Origin of the sequence: Sorangium sp. So ce836 (genome assembly GCF_028553905.1) — a bacterium.
GTDB lineage: Bacteria > Myxococcota_A > Polyangia > Polyangiales > Polyangiaceae > Sorangium > Sorangium cellulosum_D.
The window spans coordinates 13,885,917-13,901,478 of the sequence record NZ_CP102233.1 but is presented as its reverse complement, the minus strand read 5'-3'; the positions used below and the strand labels follow the sequence as shown (position 1 = coordinate 13,901,478).

The following is a 15,562-nucleotide window of genomic DNA, read 5'->3' as shown; positions in this document are numbered from 1 at the left end:
GGTGGTCAGCTCGCCGTCCAGGTGCCATTCACTCCTTCGCAGATCGGCTTCACGACATCCTCCGTGACCATCTCCGATTCATAATAATACAGCGTCATCGTGCCGCCGTCGCGGGTGAGGATGCAGGTGCCGAGGACGTCGTCCGTAGAGCAGCTATCGACGAGCTTGGCCTCGACGTCTCCGGAGCTCTTGCACTGGCTCTCCTGTTCACCCGTGCCGTCGTCGTCGATCTCACCGCAGCTATGGACCGTCACACCGCTGGCGGTGCCGTTGAAGTCGCAAGCGACCTTGCCCGCGACCTGAGCATCATCGCCACACCCTGCGATGAACACGAACACGGTGATAAGAATGTTGCGCATGACGAATCCTCCTTGATCAGCGCCCGAAGAGGCGCGAAATGGTGACGATCACTGCAGCCCCCCGCTGGCCCCTCCCCAATCGACCGAGGAGAGCCCGGAGCGATGGCGGGCCACGACAGGGGCCCACCGGGGCGCCGGCCCCGGACCGAGCGACTTGAAAGGCGCTCGAGGGACAATCCTTCAGAACGTGCCCGAGACCGTGAGGCCCGCGCTGCCGTCGGGTCCCGACGGCGCGACGCGCAGGCCGGCCCTGCGCAGGTCCCGCTCGTAGGACTGCGCCGGATGCTCGCGCTCGAACATGGCGGCGAGCGACCAGGTGGCGTTGAGGAGACCGAGCGACAAGCTCCACATCCGCTGTCCCACCGGCAAATCGCCGTCGAGCGCCGGCACGGTGGCCGCGACACTGCCGAGAGCGACCGGGAGGTAGATCGCCCAGCTCGGGATCGCAGGCGCGGTGCCCAGCAGGTCCCGCTCGATGCTGGCGATCTGCGCGCCGGACAGCCGCGCGCGCCACGCGGGCGTCGCCACCAGCGCGTGGCCTTCGCGAAGCCGGGAGACTGGCGTGTAGTCGGACAGCGCCAGGTTCAGACCGGAGAGCAGGCCGGCCGCGTAACAGCCCGCCGAGAGCGCGACCGGCGTCAACCTCGCGAACGGGTCGTCCTCGAGGAACGCGAGCCCGAGCCACACGCTCCCTCGCGAGAGCAGCGCGGTGGCCGTGAGGGTGTTGAGCCGGTAGGTCTCCGGCACGGCCAGCATGGCGAGGCCTCCGGCGAGCAACGTCGCGGAGCCGGAGGCGAAGGCGATGAGCGGCGGCGCACCGAGGTCCCCGGCCAGGCTCATCGCGAGGCTCACCCCGCCGATACCGCTGACGAGGATCGGCGGCCCTTTCCCCATGGAGTGAAGCCTGATCGCGTCGTGGAAGTGCGTGGCCAGGAGCGCGGCGCGCTCGCGCCGCTCGGCGATGTCGTCCCGGAGCTCGGTCTCTTCCCACCCGGGAGCGAGCGCCTGCTGCGCCGCGGCGCTCGCCGGCAGCGAGAGGCCCGCCACCGCCGCTCCCAGCGCGGCCGCCTTCCGCGCGCGGCGTATCATCCATGATGACCAAACCATGAGAAACCTCTCCGCTGAACTACCGCGTGTCGACTGCGCTCGACACGTCAGACGAGCCGACCACGATAGACCCACTCTCCGGGGCCCTCAAAAGCACGTTGACGACGGCGCGCGCACGCCGCGCGCACGAGGAGCCATGTCCGCGCGCGCCGCTCGATCACGGCTCCGTCGTCGCGCCGAGGAGCGCGCGCACGCCGGCGGCGTGCGGGCTCGTCGGGCGCGAGGCGAGGAATCGCTGGCCGAGATCGGCCGCGCGGGCCCGATCGCCGAGGCGGATCAGCGCTTCGATGCGAAGCACCGTGGCCTCCTCGCCCATCGCGCTCCGGGGGAACCTCCTGTCGTAGGCGTCGAGCGCTGAGAGGCACCCCGCCGCGTCGCCGGCGCCAAGGGCGTCACGCGCGCGATCGATCATGGCGACCTGCTCGCCGAGCGCGTCGGTCGACGCGACAGGGGCGGAGCGCGCGACCTGCTCGCCGAGCGCCTCGGTCGACGCGACAGGGGCGGAGCGCGCGACCTGCTCGCCGAGCGCCTCGGTCGACGCGACAGGGGCGGAGCGCAAGCGCGGCGCCGCGCTCTTCGGGCGCGGCGGGCTCGCGGCGGCAGCGGGCGCTGGGCCCGGCGGGGCGCTCGCTTGGACCGGGATCGGCGCGCGCGTCACAGGCCCGGAGGGCGCCGGCGCGGGCGCGACGGGCGGTGCGCTCACGGCCGGCGGCTCGCCGGCGGTGGGCGGCGCGAGCGTGACCGGCAGTTCGCTCGAGGTCGCCGCCGCGGAGGAGGGCGCCGAGGGACGGAGGAGCGCGACGCCCGCGCCGACGAGCCCGACGCCGACCGCCGCCCCGAGACTCCACTTGGCGAGCGAAAGCAGCTTGCCAGCCGCCGCCTTCGGCGCGGGCGCAGCGTGCGCGCCAGGCGCGGCGCTCGTCCCCGCGGCGAGCCCGGCGATGGCGAGCGCGCGCGCGCGCGCCGAAGCAGGCGGCGACTCGCGCTTCCACGAGCGGAGCAGCGCGCGCTCGAACTCGGTCGTCTCCTCTTCTCCGAGCCGCTTCGGATCGGTCATCGCTTGCCTCCGCCGTGCAGCGCCCTCGCCTGGACGCGCCTCGCGATCGCCCGAAACTCCTCTCGCGCGCGGCGGAGGCGGGACGCCACGGTCCCCTTCGCCAGCGCGAGCATCGCGGCGATCTCCTCCGTCGGCACGCCCTCGAGCTCGAAGAGGACGAAGACGACGCGGAGGTCCTCCTCCATCGCGTCGAGCACCTCGTCGAGCAGCGCGCGCGCCTGCTTCATCTCCATGAGCTGCTCCGGGTTCGGCGCGCCGTCGGCCGCGACCGCCGTCGCCTCGTCGTCGCAGAGCTCGCGCCGGCGCGCCCCGGCCCGGCGCGCGTTCGCCGCGACCCCCAGCGCCGTCCCGAAGAGAAACGAACGCTCGCGGCCGGGCGCGATCTCGCCGAGCTTCTGGTACGCGATCAGGAAGACGTGCTGCGCGGCGTCATCGGCCGACCCGGCGGGGACGCCCAGCCCGCGCAGCGAGCGCCAGATGAAGTCGAAATGCGCGTCGACCAGCGCGCGGTAGCGCTCCGCGGAGGGCGGCGGCGCGCCCTGCTCGGCGCGCTCCGCGTGCGCCGTCATGGCCGCCTCGCGCGCCGCCTCCGCGCGCGCAGGGTGGTCGGCTGAGGTCGCGCTGATCATGGTCTGCTGCAGCTATGTTCGGAGGCGGGCGCCGGGATCACGGAATCGTGAGCCCGAGCCCGAGCGCGGAGACGCCCTCGACCGGCGGCGGGCGGGCGACGACCTCGGCGCCCTCGGCGAAGAAGCCGTCGCGCAGCAGCGGCATGCGGAGCCCGGCCTCGGCGTCGAGCGCGAGCGGGCCCCAGAGCGGCAGCCAAGCGCGCACCGGCAGGGCGAACGCGAGCCACCCGCGCGTCGCCCCGCGCACCGGGGCGACGCCTCGGCGGCGCGCCGCGACGAGGCCGCCCTCGACGCGCGCGCAGGGGGAGAGGCGCACGGGGCCGAGCCCCGCGCCGATTGGACACGCGTCGGCGGCGAGGGCGGCGAGCAGAAACGACGCCGCGCCGCCCGTCGACGGGGTGTCGGAGGACGCCTCGAGGGCCGCGCCGAGTCGCAGCGGGCCGGCGCCGCCATCGGTCGCGGCGAACGGGGGCTCCGCGAAGACGCGCGCGCCGAAGGACGGCGGGCCGATCATCGCGCCGAAGAGGAGCTGCGCGCCGAGCGTCAGGCGCGCCGCGACGTCCGCCGCTGGCGCGGGCGGCCGCGCCCACGCGCTGTCGGCCCGCGGGGCGCTTTCCCGCGGGGTACCTGCCAGCGGGGCGCTGGCCGGCGGCGTCGGCGCGGCGGCGGCGCTCGCGGACGCGGAAGGCATCGGCGCCGCGACCGCGGCGGGCGCGTCCCCGGCCTGGGCGTCGATGGCGAGCGCGGTCACCACCGCGAGCGCGGCGACGACATCGTCGCAGGTGTCACCCGCGACATCGCGATCGGACACCGCCCCGCCCGCCGCGCGGACGCCGAGGCGCCCGATGAAGCGGCGCTCGCGCCGCTCGATGGTCACCACATACGCGCTCGCCGCGTCCCCCTCCCCGACCTGCCGGCGGAGGCGGGCGCCGACGCGCGCGCGAAAATCCGCCTCCGTCGGGCATCCAGCCTCCGCGCGATACTCGACGCGCAAGGGCGCAGCGGGCGGCTGAGCGCGCGCGACCGCGCCGCCGGCGAGCGCCGCCGAGACCAGGAAGAGCCGTGCCGCGGCGCAGCGTGACCTCACGTGGAAGCCACTATGGCACCGCAGGACCGGGATGACGACGATCGAACGGTTCGGGCGACGCGTCACGGATCGCTCGTCCACCGCGGGCCGCCGTCCGCTGGGATGGAGGATTCAAGGGCGTTCTGGCACGTGGTCTTCATCGAGTGACCGTCGGCCAATCGCCTGAAGAAGAAGACGTAATGTGCCCGTCGTCCGCGCGGAGCGGGCGGCGCTACGTGGCCTCGTTCATCGGCCGCATCACGATCTGAACGATGCGCGAGCGGTCGCGCGGCAGCGCGGCGAGCACCACGGCCTCGGCGACGTCCTCCGCGGTGGAGAAGCCTTGCATGCGCTCCGAGCCCGCCGTGCGCCCGTCGCCGAGGGCGAAGTGGGTCTCGACGCCGCCCGGGCAGACGGCGCTCACCTTGATGTTCTCCTGCCAGAACTCGCGGTCGAGCGCCTGCGTCAGGCCGACCTGCGCGAACTTGGACGCGCAGTAGATGGCCTCGTTGGGATAGCCCTGCAGGCCGGCGACGCTGGCGACGTTGATGATGTGGCCGCCGCCCTGGCGGCGCATGTGGGGGATGACCTCGCGGCAGAACAGCCACGTCCCCTTCATGTTGGTCGCCATGATGCGGTCGTAGTCCTCCTCGGACCACTCGAGGAAGGGCCGGTAGCCGCCGATGCCCGCGTTGTTGACGAGGATGTCGATCCGCCCGAGCTCGCGGATCGCCCGCTCCACGCACGCGGCCACGGAGGCGGCGCGGGTGACGTCGGCCTCGATCATGAGCCCGCGCCCGCCCGCGGCGCCGAGCTCCCGCTCGAGCGCCGACAGGTCCGCCGCGGTGCGCGCCACCCCGACCACGACGGCCCCCTCGCGGCCCAGCGCGAGCGCGCTGGCCCTCCCGATTCCCCTGCTCGCCCCGGTGATGAGCGCGATCTTGTCCTTGAGCCGCATGTGTCCCCCTGTCTGCCGCGCGCGGAGGCGAGCGTGGCTCCGCTCCCCCGGCGCCGGTGGCGGCCACCGTATCACGCGCGCGGCGCGCCGGGGCGGAGCCGGTAGGCGACCTCGGGCGGAGCGCCGCCGTCCAGCCAGTCCCGGGCGCGGTCGGCCTCCCCCGGGTTGATCCGCACGATCGTCAGGATCACCCGGACCCGCCACGAAGCGCCGGCGAACAGGCTGCGGGCCGCGTCGTCCAGGGGAGGTCGGCGGAGCTGCGGCAGCGCCGCGTCGGCCGCGAGGCTCAGCAGAGACGCGAATGTAAATGCATCACATTTGCAATTGACTTTCAGTTGGGCCGATCGCATAGCGTGCGCCGCCGGGGGCGATCGCCCCCGGCGGACCTGCCATGCTTACGGCGAACAAGCTTTCGAAGTCCTACGGGGGCGTCCCCGCGCTCGACGCGCTCGATCTCGAGGTCCCGGCCGGAGAGGTGTTTTGCCTCCTCGGCCCCAACGGGGCGGGCAAAACCACCACGCTGAGCCTCTTCCTCGGCTTCATCAGGCCTTCCTCCGGCGCCGCCCACGTGGGCTCCACCCACGTGGAGCCCGACCCCATCGCGGCGCGGCGGCAGATCGCCTACGTCCCGGAGCAGGTGCGGCTCTATCCGCACCTCACCGGCTGCGAGAACCTCGCGTATTTCCTCGGCCTGTCGCGGGCGCGCGTGCCCTCTTCCGCGGAGCTCTCGCGGCTGCTCACCGCCGCCGGCCTGCCCGAGGGCGCCGTACACCGCCCGGCGAGCGGGTACTCGAAGGGCATGCGGCAGAAGGTCGTCCTCGCCCTCTCGCAGGCGAAGAGCGCCGGCGCCCTGCTCCTCGACGAGCCGACCTCGGGGCTGGATCCCGGCGCCGTCCGCGAGCTCTGCGCCGCGATCCGGCGCGAGAGCGACCGCGGCGCCGCCGTGCTGATGGTGACCCACGACCTCGGCGCCGTCGCGAGCATCGCGCATCGGATCGGCGTCATGAAGGCCGGCCGGCTCGTCGAGGTCGCGGGCGCCGCCGGCATGTCCGAGGCCGATGTCCTCGCGCTGTACCGCCGGCACTTCGACCCTCCCGGCGACGCGACTCCCCCGCTCCCCTCGCGCAGCGGCGCGTCCCCCGCCCCCGCGCCCGAGGCCCTGTCATGACCCCGCGCGCGCGCACCTCCGGCGTCGCCGCCGCGCTCTCCGCGCTGCTCTCCGCCCCCGCCGCCGCGGCGGCGCCCCCCGAAGGCGCGGCGCCGCCGGAAGGCGCCCTCGAGACCGCGGCGCCCGAGGCGCCCGTCGACCTCGGCGAGGAGGTCGTCGTCGTCGGCCACCGGATCGGCCCGCTCGACAGCGCCGACGTCGTCGCCTCGGTCGACATCCTCGGCGGCGAGCTGATCCAGGAGCAGAGCGCGGCCGAGCCGCTCGAGCTGCTCCGGCGCGTGCCGGCGGTCTACATCGAGTCCTTCAACCAGGGCATCATCAACGCCGACATCGGGCTCCGCGGCTTCAACACGCAGGGCGACGTCGCCCACACGAAGCTCCTCATCGACGGCATCCCCAGCAACCACCACGTCGGCCTCCCCGACATGAAGGCCGTCTTCCCGCTCGAGATCGAGCGGATGGAGGTCGTCAAGGGCACGAACGACCCGCGCTACGGGCTGAACAACGTCGCTGGCAACATCAACGTCATCACCCGCAAGACGGGGAACGAGCGCATCGCCCGGCTCCTCGCCGGGAGCTTCTGGACCGTCGAGCCCCAGGTGCTCGTCGCGACCGAGCGCGACGCGCTGAGCCAGACCTACTTCGCCGGCTACCGCGGCTCGGACAGCTACCGCGATCACGCGAGGACCGACCGGATCGCCGGCTCGGCCAAGTGGTTTTACGAGCCGTCCAGGGAGCTCCGGGTCGGGCTCATCCTGCGCGGCATGCTCCTCGACGCCGACGCCCCCGGCTACCTGTCCGGCGACGACGCGCGCTCGCGCCCCACGACGTCGCCGGCCCACGCGGCGACCGACGGCGGCCGGCAGACGACCCTCCACGCGAGCGTCCACCTGGACCACGAGCTCGCCGACGGCCTCTCGTGGCAGCTGAAGGGCTACGGACAGGCGTTCCTGCGGGACCGGTGGGTGAAGTTCGATCCCGACCTCGACCAGCAGCTCCGGGTCGAGGACGATCGGCAGTACGGCGCGATCTCGGTGCTCACGTACCGCGCGCGCGACCCCCGGGCGCTCGGCCTCACCGTCGAGTGGGGGGTCGACTACCAGCGCCAGGACAGCCGATACCAGCGCATCCCCACGGTCGAGCGAAAACGGCAAGGCCCCGCGCTCCGCGACGAGGACTTCGCCCTCCACGCCGTCGGCTCCTACGTGCAGGCGAGCGCGAGCCCGATCGAGCCGATCAAGCTCGTCGCCGCGCTGCGGGCCGATCGCCTGGCCGGCGCCGGCAGGTTCCTCGAGCAGCCCGAGGGCGAGTCGGCCCGCAGGGTCGATCGCGACCTCAACGACTACGGCTTCATCTGGCAGCCGAAGGCGAGCGTCATGGTCACGCCCGTCAAGGGGCAGAGCCTGTACGCGAATTACGGGCGCACGTTCCAGATCGGCACGGGCAAGGGCGCTTTTGCCGTCCAGAGCACGCCGCTCGATCCGTCGATCAACGACGGCTGGGAGGTCGGCCATCGATCGAGCGTCTTCCCGTGGGTCAAGAGCCACCTCGCCTATTGGGAGCAGCGCGCGAGCGGCGAGGTGCGGGACAAGGGCGACGGCTCCGGCGACGTCGAGAACGTCGGCGAGACGCTGCGGCGCGGCTTCGACGTCGAGCTCACGCTGCGGCCGTTCGATTTCCTCTCGGTGTGGGGCGCGTTCAGCCGCACCCTCTCCGAGCAGGTCGAGCCCGGGCCGGCGCTCGCCCCGAACAAGGGCAAGGAGCTCAACCACGTCCCGAGCTTCAGCGCCAAGGGGGGAATCGACCTCCACCCCGTGCAGGATCTGCTCGTCTCGCTCTTTTGCTACGCGCAGGGCGGTTACTACCTAAACAAGGAGAACTTCACCGAGGAGCACGGCGCGCGAAAGGTCGGCGACTACGTCGTCGTCAACGCGAGCGCGGCCTACGACGTCACCGAGGCCCTCTCGGTCGGCGCCGAGGTGAACAACCTGCTCGACCAGTCGTACGACACATCCATCTGGTACAAGGACTTCGGCGCCGTAGGGGCCCAGCACAACCCGGGCAACGGTCGCTCGGCGTACGTGACTGGCACCTTGACCTTCTGACGCTGCCGCGGTCCGACGAGCCCCCTCAGGGAGTCAGCGCATGAGAGCCCTCTTCACAGCGGCGCGGCACGAGGCGATCCGCGCTTTCCGCAACCGCACCTTCCGCGTCGCCGCCGCGCTTGTCGCGGCGCTCCTCGTCGCGGCGTTCCTGCTCGAGGCCGCGCGCCACACCGCGGAGGCCCGCCAGCGCGCCGCCCTCCAGGAGCTCGTCCACCGCCAGTGGGTCGAGCAGCCCGACCGCCACCCGCACCGCGCCGCCCATTACGGGTCCTTCGCCTTCCGCCCCCCGAGCCCGCTCGGCTTCTTCGATCCCGGGCTCGAGTCCTTCGCCGGCACATCCATCTTCCTCGAGCCGCACCAGCGCAACGCCCTGAGCTTCAGCGAGGCCGCGCAGTCGAGCGAGCTCGCGCGCTTCGGGACCCCGAGCGCCGCCTTCGTCCTCCAGGCGCTGCTCCCGCTGCTCATCTTCTGCATGACCTTCGCCAGCGTCGCCGGCGAGCGCGAGGCGGGCACCTGGGCCCTCGCGATCTCGCAAGGCGTCACCGCGCGCGTGCTCATCGCCGGCAAGGCCCTCGGGGCGCTGCTCGCCGTCGCGCTGTGGCTCGCGCCGCTCCTCGCGCTCGCGCTCGCGGGCGCGCTGCTCACAGGCGTCCTCGACGCCTCCGGGGACACGCTCCTGCGCGCCGCCCTCCTCGCGGGCGGCTACGCCGTCTATCTGGTCGCCTGCGCGGCGCTCGGCGTGCTCGTCTCGTCCTTCCACCGCCGCGCGCAGGCCGCCCTCCTCACGCTGCTCGGCCTCTGGGTCGCGCTCTGGATCGTCGTGCCGCGGCTCGCCACCCAGGCCGCGAGCCGCCTCCACCCGACGCCCTCGCGGGCCCAGGTCGAGCTCGACCTCGCGCGCGCCATCCGCGACGTCGGCGACAGCCACGATCCCAGTAACCCCCATTTCCAGGAGCTCCAGCGCCGCACCCTGGCCGAGCACGGCGCGTCGCGCGTCGAGGACCTCCCGGTGAACTACGGAGGCATCGTCATGCGCGAGGGGGAGCGGATCACCACCGAGCTGTTCAATGATTATTATACGCGCCTGTTCGACGCGCACCGCGCCCAGGACGGGCTCGCGCTCCGGGCTGGCCTGTTCACGCCGCTGCTCGCGATACGGTCGTTCTCGATGGGGCTCGCGGGTACCGACGCCCACCACCTCGTCGACTTCGAGCAGCAGGCCGAGGCGCACCGCTACGCCTTCATCCAGCACCTGAATCACCTGCACACCACCAAGATCCGCTGGCACAACGACAAGGCGCAGCGGGTCGATCGGGCCGAGTGGGGCGAGTTCTCCCCCTTCCAGCACAGGCGGCCTCCCGCCGGCTGGGCGCTGTCGCGCGTCGCGCCCGCGGGCCTCGCGGTGCTCGCCTGGGCGGCGGCGCTCTCGCTCGGCGTCGCGCTCTTCACCCGCCGCGACGGAGAGGCCACATGAGCCCCTTTCTCGCATGGGCTCGCCTCGAGCTCCGCCAGCTCCTCCGCGCGCGGGTGCTCCTCGTCACCGCCGCGCTCCTGCTCGCGGCCGGCGCCGCCGCCATCGTGGACGGCGCGGCCCGCGTCGCCGCGGAGCGCGAGGTCATCGCGGCGCTCGAGCCTGCGCTCCGGGAGGAGGAGCGCTATCTCCGCAAGACCCACGCGCCGAACGACGATCTCGGCCTCGTCCTCTATTACCTCGCGATGCCGATCGCGCACGCGCCGAACGAATGGACGGCGCTGTCGACCGGGCTGCGCGACGTGCACCCCTACAGCCGGCACCTGCGCTTCATCGGCCTCGTGCCCCAGCTCTACCAGACGGACATCGCCAACCCGCTCAAGCAGCTCGCCGGCAGCTTCGATTACGGGTTCGTCCTCATCTTCCTCGTCCCGCTGTTCATCATCGGCGTGAGCTACGATGTCCGCTCGCGCGACGACGACCTCGGCACCGAGGCGCTCGTCTGCTCCCAGCCGACGCCCCTGTCGCGCCTGCTCGCCGTCCGGCTCGCGCTGCGCGCCGCGCTGGTCTCCGCCGTCGCGCTCGCGCTGTTCGCCTTCGCCGCCGCCTGGCTCGGCCTCCCGCTCGACGCGCGCGCCGGCGCCTTCGCGCTCGCCTCGCTCGCGTACGTCGCCCTCTGGTTCGTCCTCGTGTTCCTCGTGGCCTCGCTGCGCCGCTCGTCCGCGTGGAACGCCATCGCGCTCGTGGGCGCCTGGATGGCCTTTGGCGTGCTTCTGCCCGCGCTCGTCAACCTCGCGATCCTCACGGCCTCTCCCGCCCGCGGCGGCGTCGAGCTCACGCTCGCGCAGCGCCAGGAGATGAACGCCGGCTGGGACCGGCCGAAGCGCGCCACGCTCGATCCGTTCTTCGCCCGGCGCCCCGCGTGGGCCGCGACCCCGGTGCCCGAGGACCGGTTCTCCTGGCCCTGGTACTATGCGATGCACGAGATGGGCGACGCGCACGTCGCCCGGGAGGTCGAGGCGTACCACGCGGCGCTCGCGCGCCGGGAGCGCTGGACCGAGCGGGCCGCGCTCGCCCTGCCGCCCCTCGCGCTGCAGCTCCTGCTCGACCGGATGGCGGGCACGGACATGGCCACGGAGCTCGCCTTCCGGGACAGCATCGCCGTCTACCACGAGCAGCTGAAGCACTATTTTTATCCGCTCATCTTCAACGACAAGGGCCTCGCGGCGTTCGACATCGACGCGGTGCCGCGCCACCGCTTCGCGGGCGCCGGACAGCCGGTGCACCTCTCCGCGCTCGCGGGGCTCCTCGGCATGCTCGCGTTGCTCGGCGTCCTGCTCCCGCGGGCCGTCCGCCGCATCGACGCGACCCCGGCGCGGGAAGAGGCGGCCGCCGCGAGGAGGGGTCCGGTCCGGCCATCCGCCGGCGAGGAGCCCCCGAGTCGCCGCTGCGGGCTGCTGACGCGCGACACGGACGCGCGGGAGACGTGAGCCATGGATGATCGAACGCCGCGAATCGAGGACATCGACGGTCTGCTCTTCACCCCTGGCGAGCTCGCCGCGCTCCGCGAGCCGCAGAGGGCCCTCTATCTCTCGCTGCCGCCCACGCTCCCCGCCGAGGAGATCGAGCGGGTCAACCGGGGCACCAAGGTCGCGGGAGGCGACTACGCCTACCGCGGGCTCGAGTTCTCGGTCCCGCCCGGCGTCCTCGTGCCGGGCGGGACGAGCGAGGTGATCTTCGACGCCCTCCACGACGGCCTCGTCGAGACGCAGGGCGCCTCGGTCGTCGTGATGGGGTGCGGGGCGGGCGTCGAGCCCGTCCTCGCGCGACGGCGCGGCGCCCGGGAGATCCATGCCATGGACATCCACGAAGCGAGCGTCGCGTCGAGCCGCGCGAGCTTCGAGCGGCACACGGGGCCGCGCGATCCCGACCGGCATCGCTTCCTCGTCTCGGATCTCTTCTCCTCGCTGCCGCGCGGCGAGCGCGCCGACGTGATCGTCTTCAACCCGCCCGCCAACCCGCTCCGCTCGGACGACCCCGATCTCACCCGCGTGAACTTCTCGGGTTCCGCCATCATGGTCCGCTTCTTCGACGAGATCGCCTCGCGGGAGCTGCTCGCGCCGGGCGGCAGGGTCGTCACCGTGCTGTCCAACGCGAGCGACCTCCGGGGCATCGTGGCGCACGCCCTGCGGCGGGGCTTCAGGCTCGAGATCTTGAGGCGGAAGACCTGGTCTGCTCCCTACGACAGGATCCTGACCCACCTCCTCTCCTTCACGCTGGACGAGCGCTGACGAGGATTCGACCGATGGCCCAGCACCGAACCGAGCCCGGCCAGCCGCCCTTGAGCTTCGGGTCGTACTGGAAGCTCGCGCTTCCCCTGACCCTCGCGGGGCTGTCGGGGCCCATCATGAACGCCACCGACACCGCCGTCATGGGGCATTTCGGCGACGCGGCGACGATGGGTGGAGTCGCCGTGGGCAGCCAGATCTTCAACACGCTCTACTGGCTCCTCGGCTTCTTCAGGACCAGCACGAGCGGCTTCGCCGCCCAGGCGCGCGGCGCCGAGGACCGCCGCGAGGCGGCCTTGCAGCTGTTTCGCCCGCTGGTCTTCGCGGGGCTGGTCGGCTGCGTCTTTCTGCTGCTGAAGTCCCCGCTGGAGGCCGCCGGGCTCCATCTGATGGGGGCCCACGGAGCGGTCGAGTCCCACGCGGCGACCTACTACGAGGCGCGCATCTGGGGGGCGCCTGCGGTGCTCATGGGCTACGTGGTCGCCGGCTGGCTCATCGGCATGGCCGAGGTGCGGTGGGCCATGCTCCTCGCTGTCGGGATGGACCTCCTCAACCTCATCCTGACCGTCACCTTCGTCGAGGTGCTCGGCCTCGGGGTGAGCGGCGTCGCCTGGGCCACCGTGCTGGCCGAGGTGAGCAAGGTCCTCGTCGGCTTCCTCGTGATCTGGCAGAGAGGCCACCTTCACGGCGTCCATCTCCGGTGGCAGGACTTCGCCGATCTCCACGCCATCACCCGGATGTGGCGGGTGAACGGCGACGTGCTGGTGCGGACCACCTGCCTTCTCGGCGTCTTCGGCTGGATCACCCGCCAGAGCGCGCTCCTCGGCCCCGAGGTCCTCGCCGTCAACGCGATCCTCATGCACATGCAGATCGTCATCTCCAGCGCGCTCGGCGGGCTCGGCAACACCGCGGGGATGCTCTCCGGCCAGGCGATCGGGGCTCAGTCCCGGCAGCGCTTCCACGACACGCTGCGGCTCTCGTTCTGGACGGCCGCGACATCTGCGCTGGCCATCAGCCTCGGGTGCATCCTCGCGCAGCCGGCCATCCTCGGGCTGTTCACCCCGGTGGAGTCCATCCTGCAGACGACGGGCCGCTACTACGTCTGGATGGTCCTGTTCCCGCTCGCGATCTTCTGGAGCATGATCCTCGAGTGCGTGTTCACGGGCGCGACCCGCGCTGGCCCCGTCCGCAACTCGCTGCTCGCCGCCACCGTCGTCTTCTTCGCGGCGTGGCTCGTCCTCTCGACCCGCTGGGGCAACCACGGTCTCTGGATGGCCTTCCTCCTGTTCAGCCTGGCCCGCTCTCTCTATCTCCAGCTGGCGCTCCCGAGGCTCGTGCCGCAGGCGTTCCCGGCGCGCTCTCGAGAGCCCGTCGCCGCCTGACGCCCGCCCCCGCGGGCCGCCGTTCCTCCTCCAAAGGAGAGTGCTCGATGTGTTCCATCGCCGGCATCTTCAACAAGAAGCGGCCCATCGCGGCCGCGCAGCACGACGAGATGGCCTCGCTCCTCGAGGCGATGCACCACCGCGGGCCGGACGCGCGGGGCGCCCTGCAGTGCGCGGGCTGGGCGCTCCTCGGCAGCAACCGGCTGCGCATCACCGACGCCGGAAACCCGGGCGCGGACATGCCGCTCACCTCGATCGATGGGCGCCTCGCCATCGTCTACAACGGCGAGATCTACAACCACCGCGACCTGCGAGAGCGGCTGTCGGGCTTCCCGTTCAGGACCGCCTCGGACACCGAGGTCATCCTCGCGGCGTACGAGGCCTGGGGGCTCGCCTGCCTGGAGCAGCTCGAGGGCATGTTCGCCTTCGCCCTCTTCGACCGCGCGACGCAGACGGGCCTCATCGCATGCGACCCGACCGGCCAGAAGACCGTCTATCTGTGGGAAGACGACGACGCCCTGGTCTTCGCCTCGGAGATCGATCCGCTCATCAAGGATCCTTACCGGAGGAAGGACTGGGATCTCGACGGCCTCGCGGAGTTCACCGCCCACCGCTTCATCCTCGGCAGCGCGACGCACGTCCGGCAGATCCGCAAGCTCGAGTCCGGCACCTGGCTGACCAGGACGCCGGAGCGGCAGGAGACGGGGCGCTTCTACAGGGTCCCGCACGGCGATCTGTCGAGGACCGATGTCCCCGCGATCAAGCAGGAGATCAGGGACGCCGTCGTCGACGGCTGCCGCAGGACGTTCGATCTGGAGGTCCCATACGGCCTCCTGCTGAGCGGCGGGATCGACTCCACGGCCGTGCTCGCGGCGGCGCGCCGGGCGGGCCTCGGGATGAGGACGTTCTCGATCGGCTTTCGGCCGACGGGTCAGCTCCTCCCGCGGAGCACCAGCGTCTTCGACGAGTTCGCCTACTCGAGAGAGCTGGCCCGGGAGCTCTCCTCGAAGCACACCGAGCTCACGCTGTCGGACACCGACTACTGCGCTTACCTCGACCGGTGGATCGCCATCGCCGGCGAGCCGCTGGGCTCCCAGGAGGCGCCGTGCCTCATCCGGCTGTTCGAGGAGGCCGGGCGAGAGGCGCGCGTCATCTTCTCCGGAAGCGGGCCAGACGAAATCTTCGACGGTTACTCCTACGGCCGGGCGATGGCGGACGTGCCCCTCTCCGATCTCGCCGAGCGCTACGACGCGACCTTCCGCTGGTGCGGGACGGCCGACCTCGGGCAGCTCATGCCGCACCACGACGCCGCGCGGCTGACGACCGCCAAATACCGCGAGATCCTCTCGCTGTACCGCGACTGGCCGCTCGACAGCCTGCAGGCCGTGCAGCTCCTTCACTTCCACGGCCGGCTCGTCGTCTACGAGTTCCGGCAGATGGATCTCATCAGCATGCGCCACAGCGTCGAGGCCCGCTCGCCCCTCGCGAGCGCCGGGCTCGTCCGCAGCGCGTTCGCCTTCCAGAGCAAGCTGAAGCAGCTCGACGGCCACGAGAAGGGAATCTACAAACAGGCCCTCGCGGATCTCGTTCCTCCGGTCATCGCCTCGCGCAAGAAGCAAGGCTTCCCCATCCCCGCGGAGATGTGGTTCTCGAGGCCGTTCCTGGAGAGGGCAGCCATCCTCTTCGACCCGGGCTGCGTGCTGAGCGGCACCGGCCTCATCGATCGGCGAACCCTGAGGCGGCTCTGGGAGGACCCGGACCCGGCCACGCGCAACCTGTTCTCCCGCCTGTACACGGCCGAGGGCATCCTCCGGCGCCAGGCGCCGCACCTCTCCCCGTCGCGCGCCGCCTGATCCGGGTCGCGCCGGACCGGGAGATGACAGGCCGGCTCCGCCACGCGCGCTCGCAATCGCAACTGTTTTGCAATTGACATTCGTCGTCTATTATCGCATAAGGGGCCTGCCGGCGGCAG

The 15,562-nt window shown here is 72.3% G+C and carries 14 protein-coding genes; 7 read left to right on the top strand and 7 right to left on the bottom strand.

The genetic code is table 11. The features are described 5' to 3' along the window. Positions 1 to 5: 5 nt before the first annotated feature. The 7 genes from NQZ70_RS50780 to NQZ70_RS50750 form a co-directional block, all read right to left on the bottom strand. Positions 6 to 359, bottom strand: coding sequence for a hypothetical protein (locus tag NQZ70_RS50780; protein ID WP_129580656.1), 354 nt, complete (start codon positions 357 to 359; stop codon positions 6 to 8). Positions 360 to 539: 180 nt separating this feature from the next. Beyond that, a complete protein-coding gene (locus NQZ70_RS50775; RefSeq protein ID WP_237244808.1) occupies positions 540 to 1,466 on the bottom strand; it encodes a hypothetical protein in 927 nt (308 codons plus the stop codon). A 157-nt stretch (positions 1,467 to 1,623) separates the two neighbouring features. Next, on the bottom strand, positions 1,624 to 2,523 hold the full coding sequence (locus NQZ70_RS50770; RefSeq protein WP_129580655.1) for a hypothetical protein: 900 nt from the start codon (positions 2,521 to 2,523) through the stop codon (positions 1,624 to 1,626). Further along, a complete protein-coding gene (locus NQZ70_RS50765; RefSeq protein ID WP_129580654.1) occupies positions 2,520 to 3,152 on the bottom strand; it encodes an RNA polymerase sigma factor in 633 nt (210 codons plus the stop codon). The genes NQZ70_RS50770 and NQZ70_RS50765 overlap by 4 nt, the downstream gene beginning before the upstream one ends. A gap of 37 nt (positions 3,153 to 3,189) precedes the next feature. Continuing rightward, the gene (locus NQZ70_RS50760; protein WP_129580653.1) at positions 3,190 to 4,305 is read right to left on the bottom strand and encodes a hypothetical protein; all 1,116 of its coding nucleotides are present in this window, start codon (positions 4,303 to 4,305) and stop codon (positions 3,190 to 3,192) included. Between the two features lie 145 nt (positions 4,306 to 4,450). After that, positions 4,451 to 5,176 (bottom strand): SDR family oxidoreductase, encoded by a 726-nt coding sequence (locus NQZ70_RS50755; RefSeq protein WP_020741903.1) that lies wholly within the window; start codon positions 5,174 to 5,176, stop codon positions 4,451 to 4,453. A 71-nt stretch (positions 5,177 to 5,247) separates the two neighbouring features. After that, complete coding sequence (locus tag NQZ70_RS50750) at positions 5,248 to 5,526, bottom strand: hypothetical protein (RefSeq protein WP_129580652.1); 279 nt, start codon at positions 5,524 to 5,526, stop codon at positions 5,248 to 5,250. 41 nt (positions 5,527 to 5,567) lie between these two features. Here NQZ70_RS50750 and NQZ70_RS50745 point away from each other — a divergent pair, with 41 nt between their 5' ends. The 7 genes from NQZ70_RS50745 to asnB are packed head-to-tail and all read left to right on the top strand — an operon-like array spanning position 5,568 to position 15,443. Continuing rightward, positions 5,568 to 6,344, top strand: a complete 777-nt coding sequence (locus NQZ70_RS50745; RefSeq protein WP_129580651.1) for an ABC transporter ATP-binding protein — start codon at positions 5,568 to 5,570, stop codon at positions 6,342 to 6,344. Continuing rightward, positions 6,341 to 8,449: a TonB-dependent receptor gene (locus tag NQZ70_RS50740; protein WP_129580650.1), complete on the top strand. Its 2,109-nt coding sequence runs from the start codon at positions 6,341 to 6,343 to the stop codon at positions 8,447 to 8,449. The genes NQZ70_RS50745 and NQZ70_RS50740 overlap by 4 nt, the downstream gene beginning before the upstream one ends. A 40-nt stretch (positions 8,450 to 8,489) precedes the next feature. Next, positions 8,490 to 9,923 carry a DUF3526 domain-containing protein gene (locus tag NQZ70_RS50735; protein ID WP_129580649.1) on the top strand — a complete coding sequence of 478 codons (1,434 nt, stop codon included), beginning with the start codon at positions 8,490 to 8,492 and terminating at the stop codon, positions 9,921 to 9,923. Further along, complete coding sequence (locus NQZ70_RS50730) at positions 9,920 to 11,410, top strand: DUF3526 domain-containing protein (RefSeq protein WP_129580648.1); 1,491 nt, start codon at positions 9,920 to 9,922, stop codon at positions 11,408 to 11,410. The genes NQZ70_RS50735 and NQZ70_RS50730 overlap by 4 nt, the downstream gene beginning before the upstream one ends. Before the next feature lie 3 nt (positions 11,411 to 11,413). Then, positions 11,414 to 12,211 carry a methyltransferase gene (locus NQZ70_RS50725; protein ID WP_129580647.1) on the top strand — a complete coding sequence of 266 codons (798 nt, stop codon included), beginning with the start codon at positions 11,414 to 11,416 and terminating at the stop codon, positions 12,209 to 12,211. 14 nt (positions 12,212 to 12,225) lie between these two features. Then, the gene (locus tag NQZ70_RS50720; protein ID WP_129580646.1) at positions 12,226 to 13,590 is read left to right on the top strand and encodes an MATE family efflux transporter; all 1,365 of its coding nucleotides are present in this window, start codon (positions 12,226 to 12,228) and stop codon (positions 13,588 to 13,590) included. Positions 13,591 to 13,637: 47 nt separating this feature from the next. After that, on the top strand, positions 13,638 to 15,443 hold the full coding sequence (asnB, locus tag NQZ70_RS50715; RefSeq protein WP_129580645.1) for an asparagine synthase (glutamine-hydrolyzing): 1,806 nt from the start codon (positions 13,638 to 13,640) through the stop codon (positions 15,441 to 15,443). The last annotated feature ends 119 nt before the right edge of the window (positions 15,444 to 15,562 follow it).

Excerpts from the sequence above, each read along its gene's own strand:
- NQZ70_RS50780 (WP_129580656.1), bottom strand. The coding sequence starts at position 359 with ATGCGCAACATTCTTATCACCGTGTTCGTGTTCATCGCAGGGTGTGGC.
- NQZ70_RS50775 (WP_237244808.1), bottom strand. The coding sequence starts at position 1,466 with ATGGTTTGGTCATCATGGATGATACGCCGCGCGCGGAAGGCGGCCGCG.
- NQZ70_RS50770 (WP_129580655.1), bottom strand. The coding sequence starts at position 2,523 with ATGACCGATCCGAAGCGGCTCGGAGAAGAGGAGACGACCGAGTTCGAG.
- NQZ70_RS50765 (WP_129580654.1), bottom strand. The coding sequence starts at position 3,152 with ATGATCAGCGCGACCTCAGCCGACCACCCTGCGCGCGCGGAGGCGGCG.
- NQZ70_RS50755 (WP_020741903.1), bottom strand. The coding sequence starts at position 5,176 with ATGCGGCTCAAGGACAAGATCGCGCTCATCACCGGGGCGAGCAGGGGA.
- NQZ70_RS50750 (WP_129580652.1), bottom strand. The coding sequence starts at position 5,526 with ATGCGATCGGCCCAACTGAAAGTCAATTGCAAATGTGATGCATTTACA.
- NQZ70_RS50745 (WP_129580651.1), top strand. The coding sequence starts at position 5,568 with ATGCTTACGGCGAACAAGCTTTCGAAGTCCTACGGGGGCGTCCCCGCG.
- NQZ70_RS50740 (WP_129580650.1), top strand. The coding sequence starts at position 6,341 with ATGACCCCGCGCGCGCGCACCTCCGGCGTCGCCGCCGCGCTCTCCGCG.
- NQZ70_RS50735 (WP_129580649.1), top strand. The coding sequence starts at position 8,490 with ATGAGAGCCCTCTTCACAGCGGCGCGGCACGAGGCGATCCGCGCTTTC.
- NQZ70_RS50730 (WP_129580648.1), top strand. The coding sequence starts at position 9,920 with ATGAGCCCCTTTCTCGCATGGGCTCGCCTCGAGCTCCGCCAGCTCCTC.
- NQZ70_RS50725 (WP_129580647.1), top strand. The coding sequence starts at position 11,414 with ATGGATGATCGAACGCCGCGAATCGAGGACATCGACGGTCTGCTCTTC.
- NQZ70_RS50720 (WP_129580646.1), top strand. The coding sequence starts at position 12,226 with ATGGCCCAGCACCGAACCGAGCCCGGCCAGCCGCCCTTGAGCTTCGGG.
- asnB (WP_129580645.1), top strand. The coding sequence starts at position 13,638 with ATGTGTTCCATCGCCGGCATCTTCAACAAGAAGCGGCCCATCGCGGCC.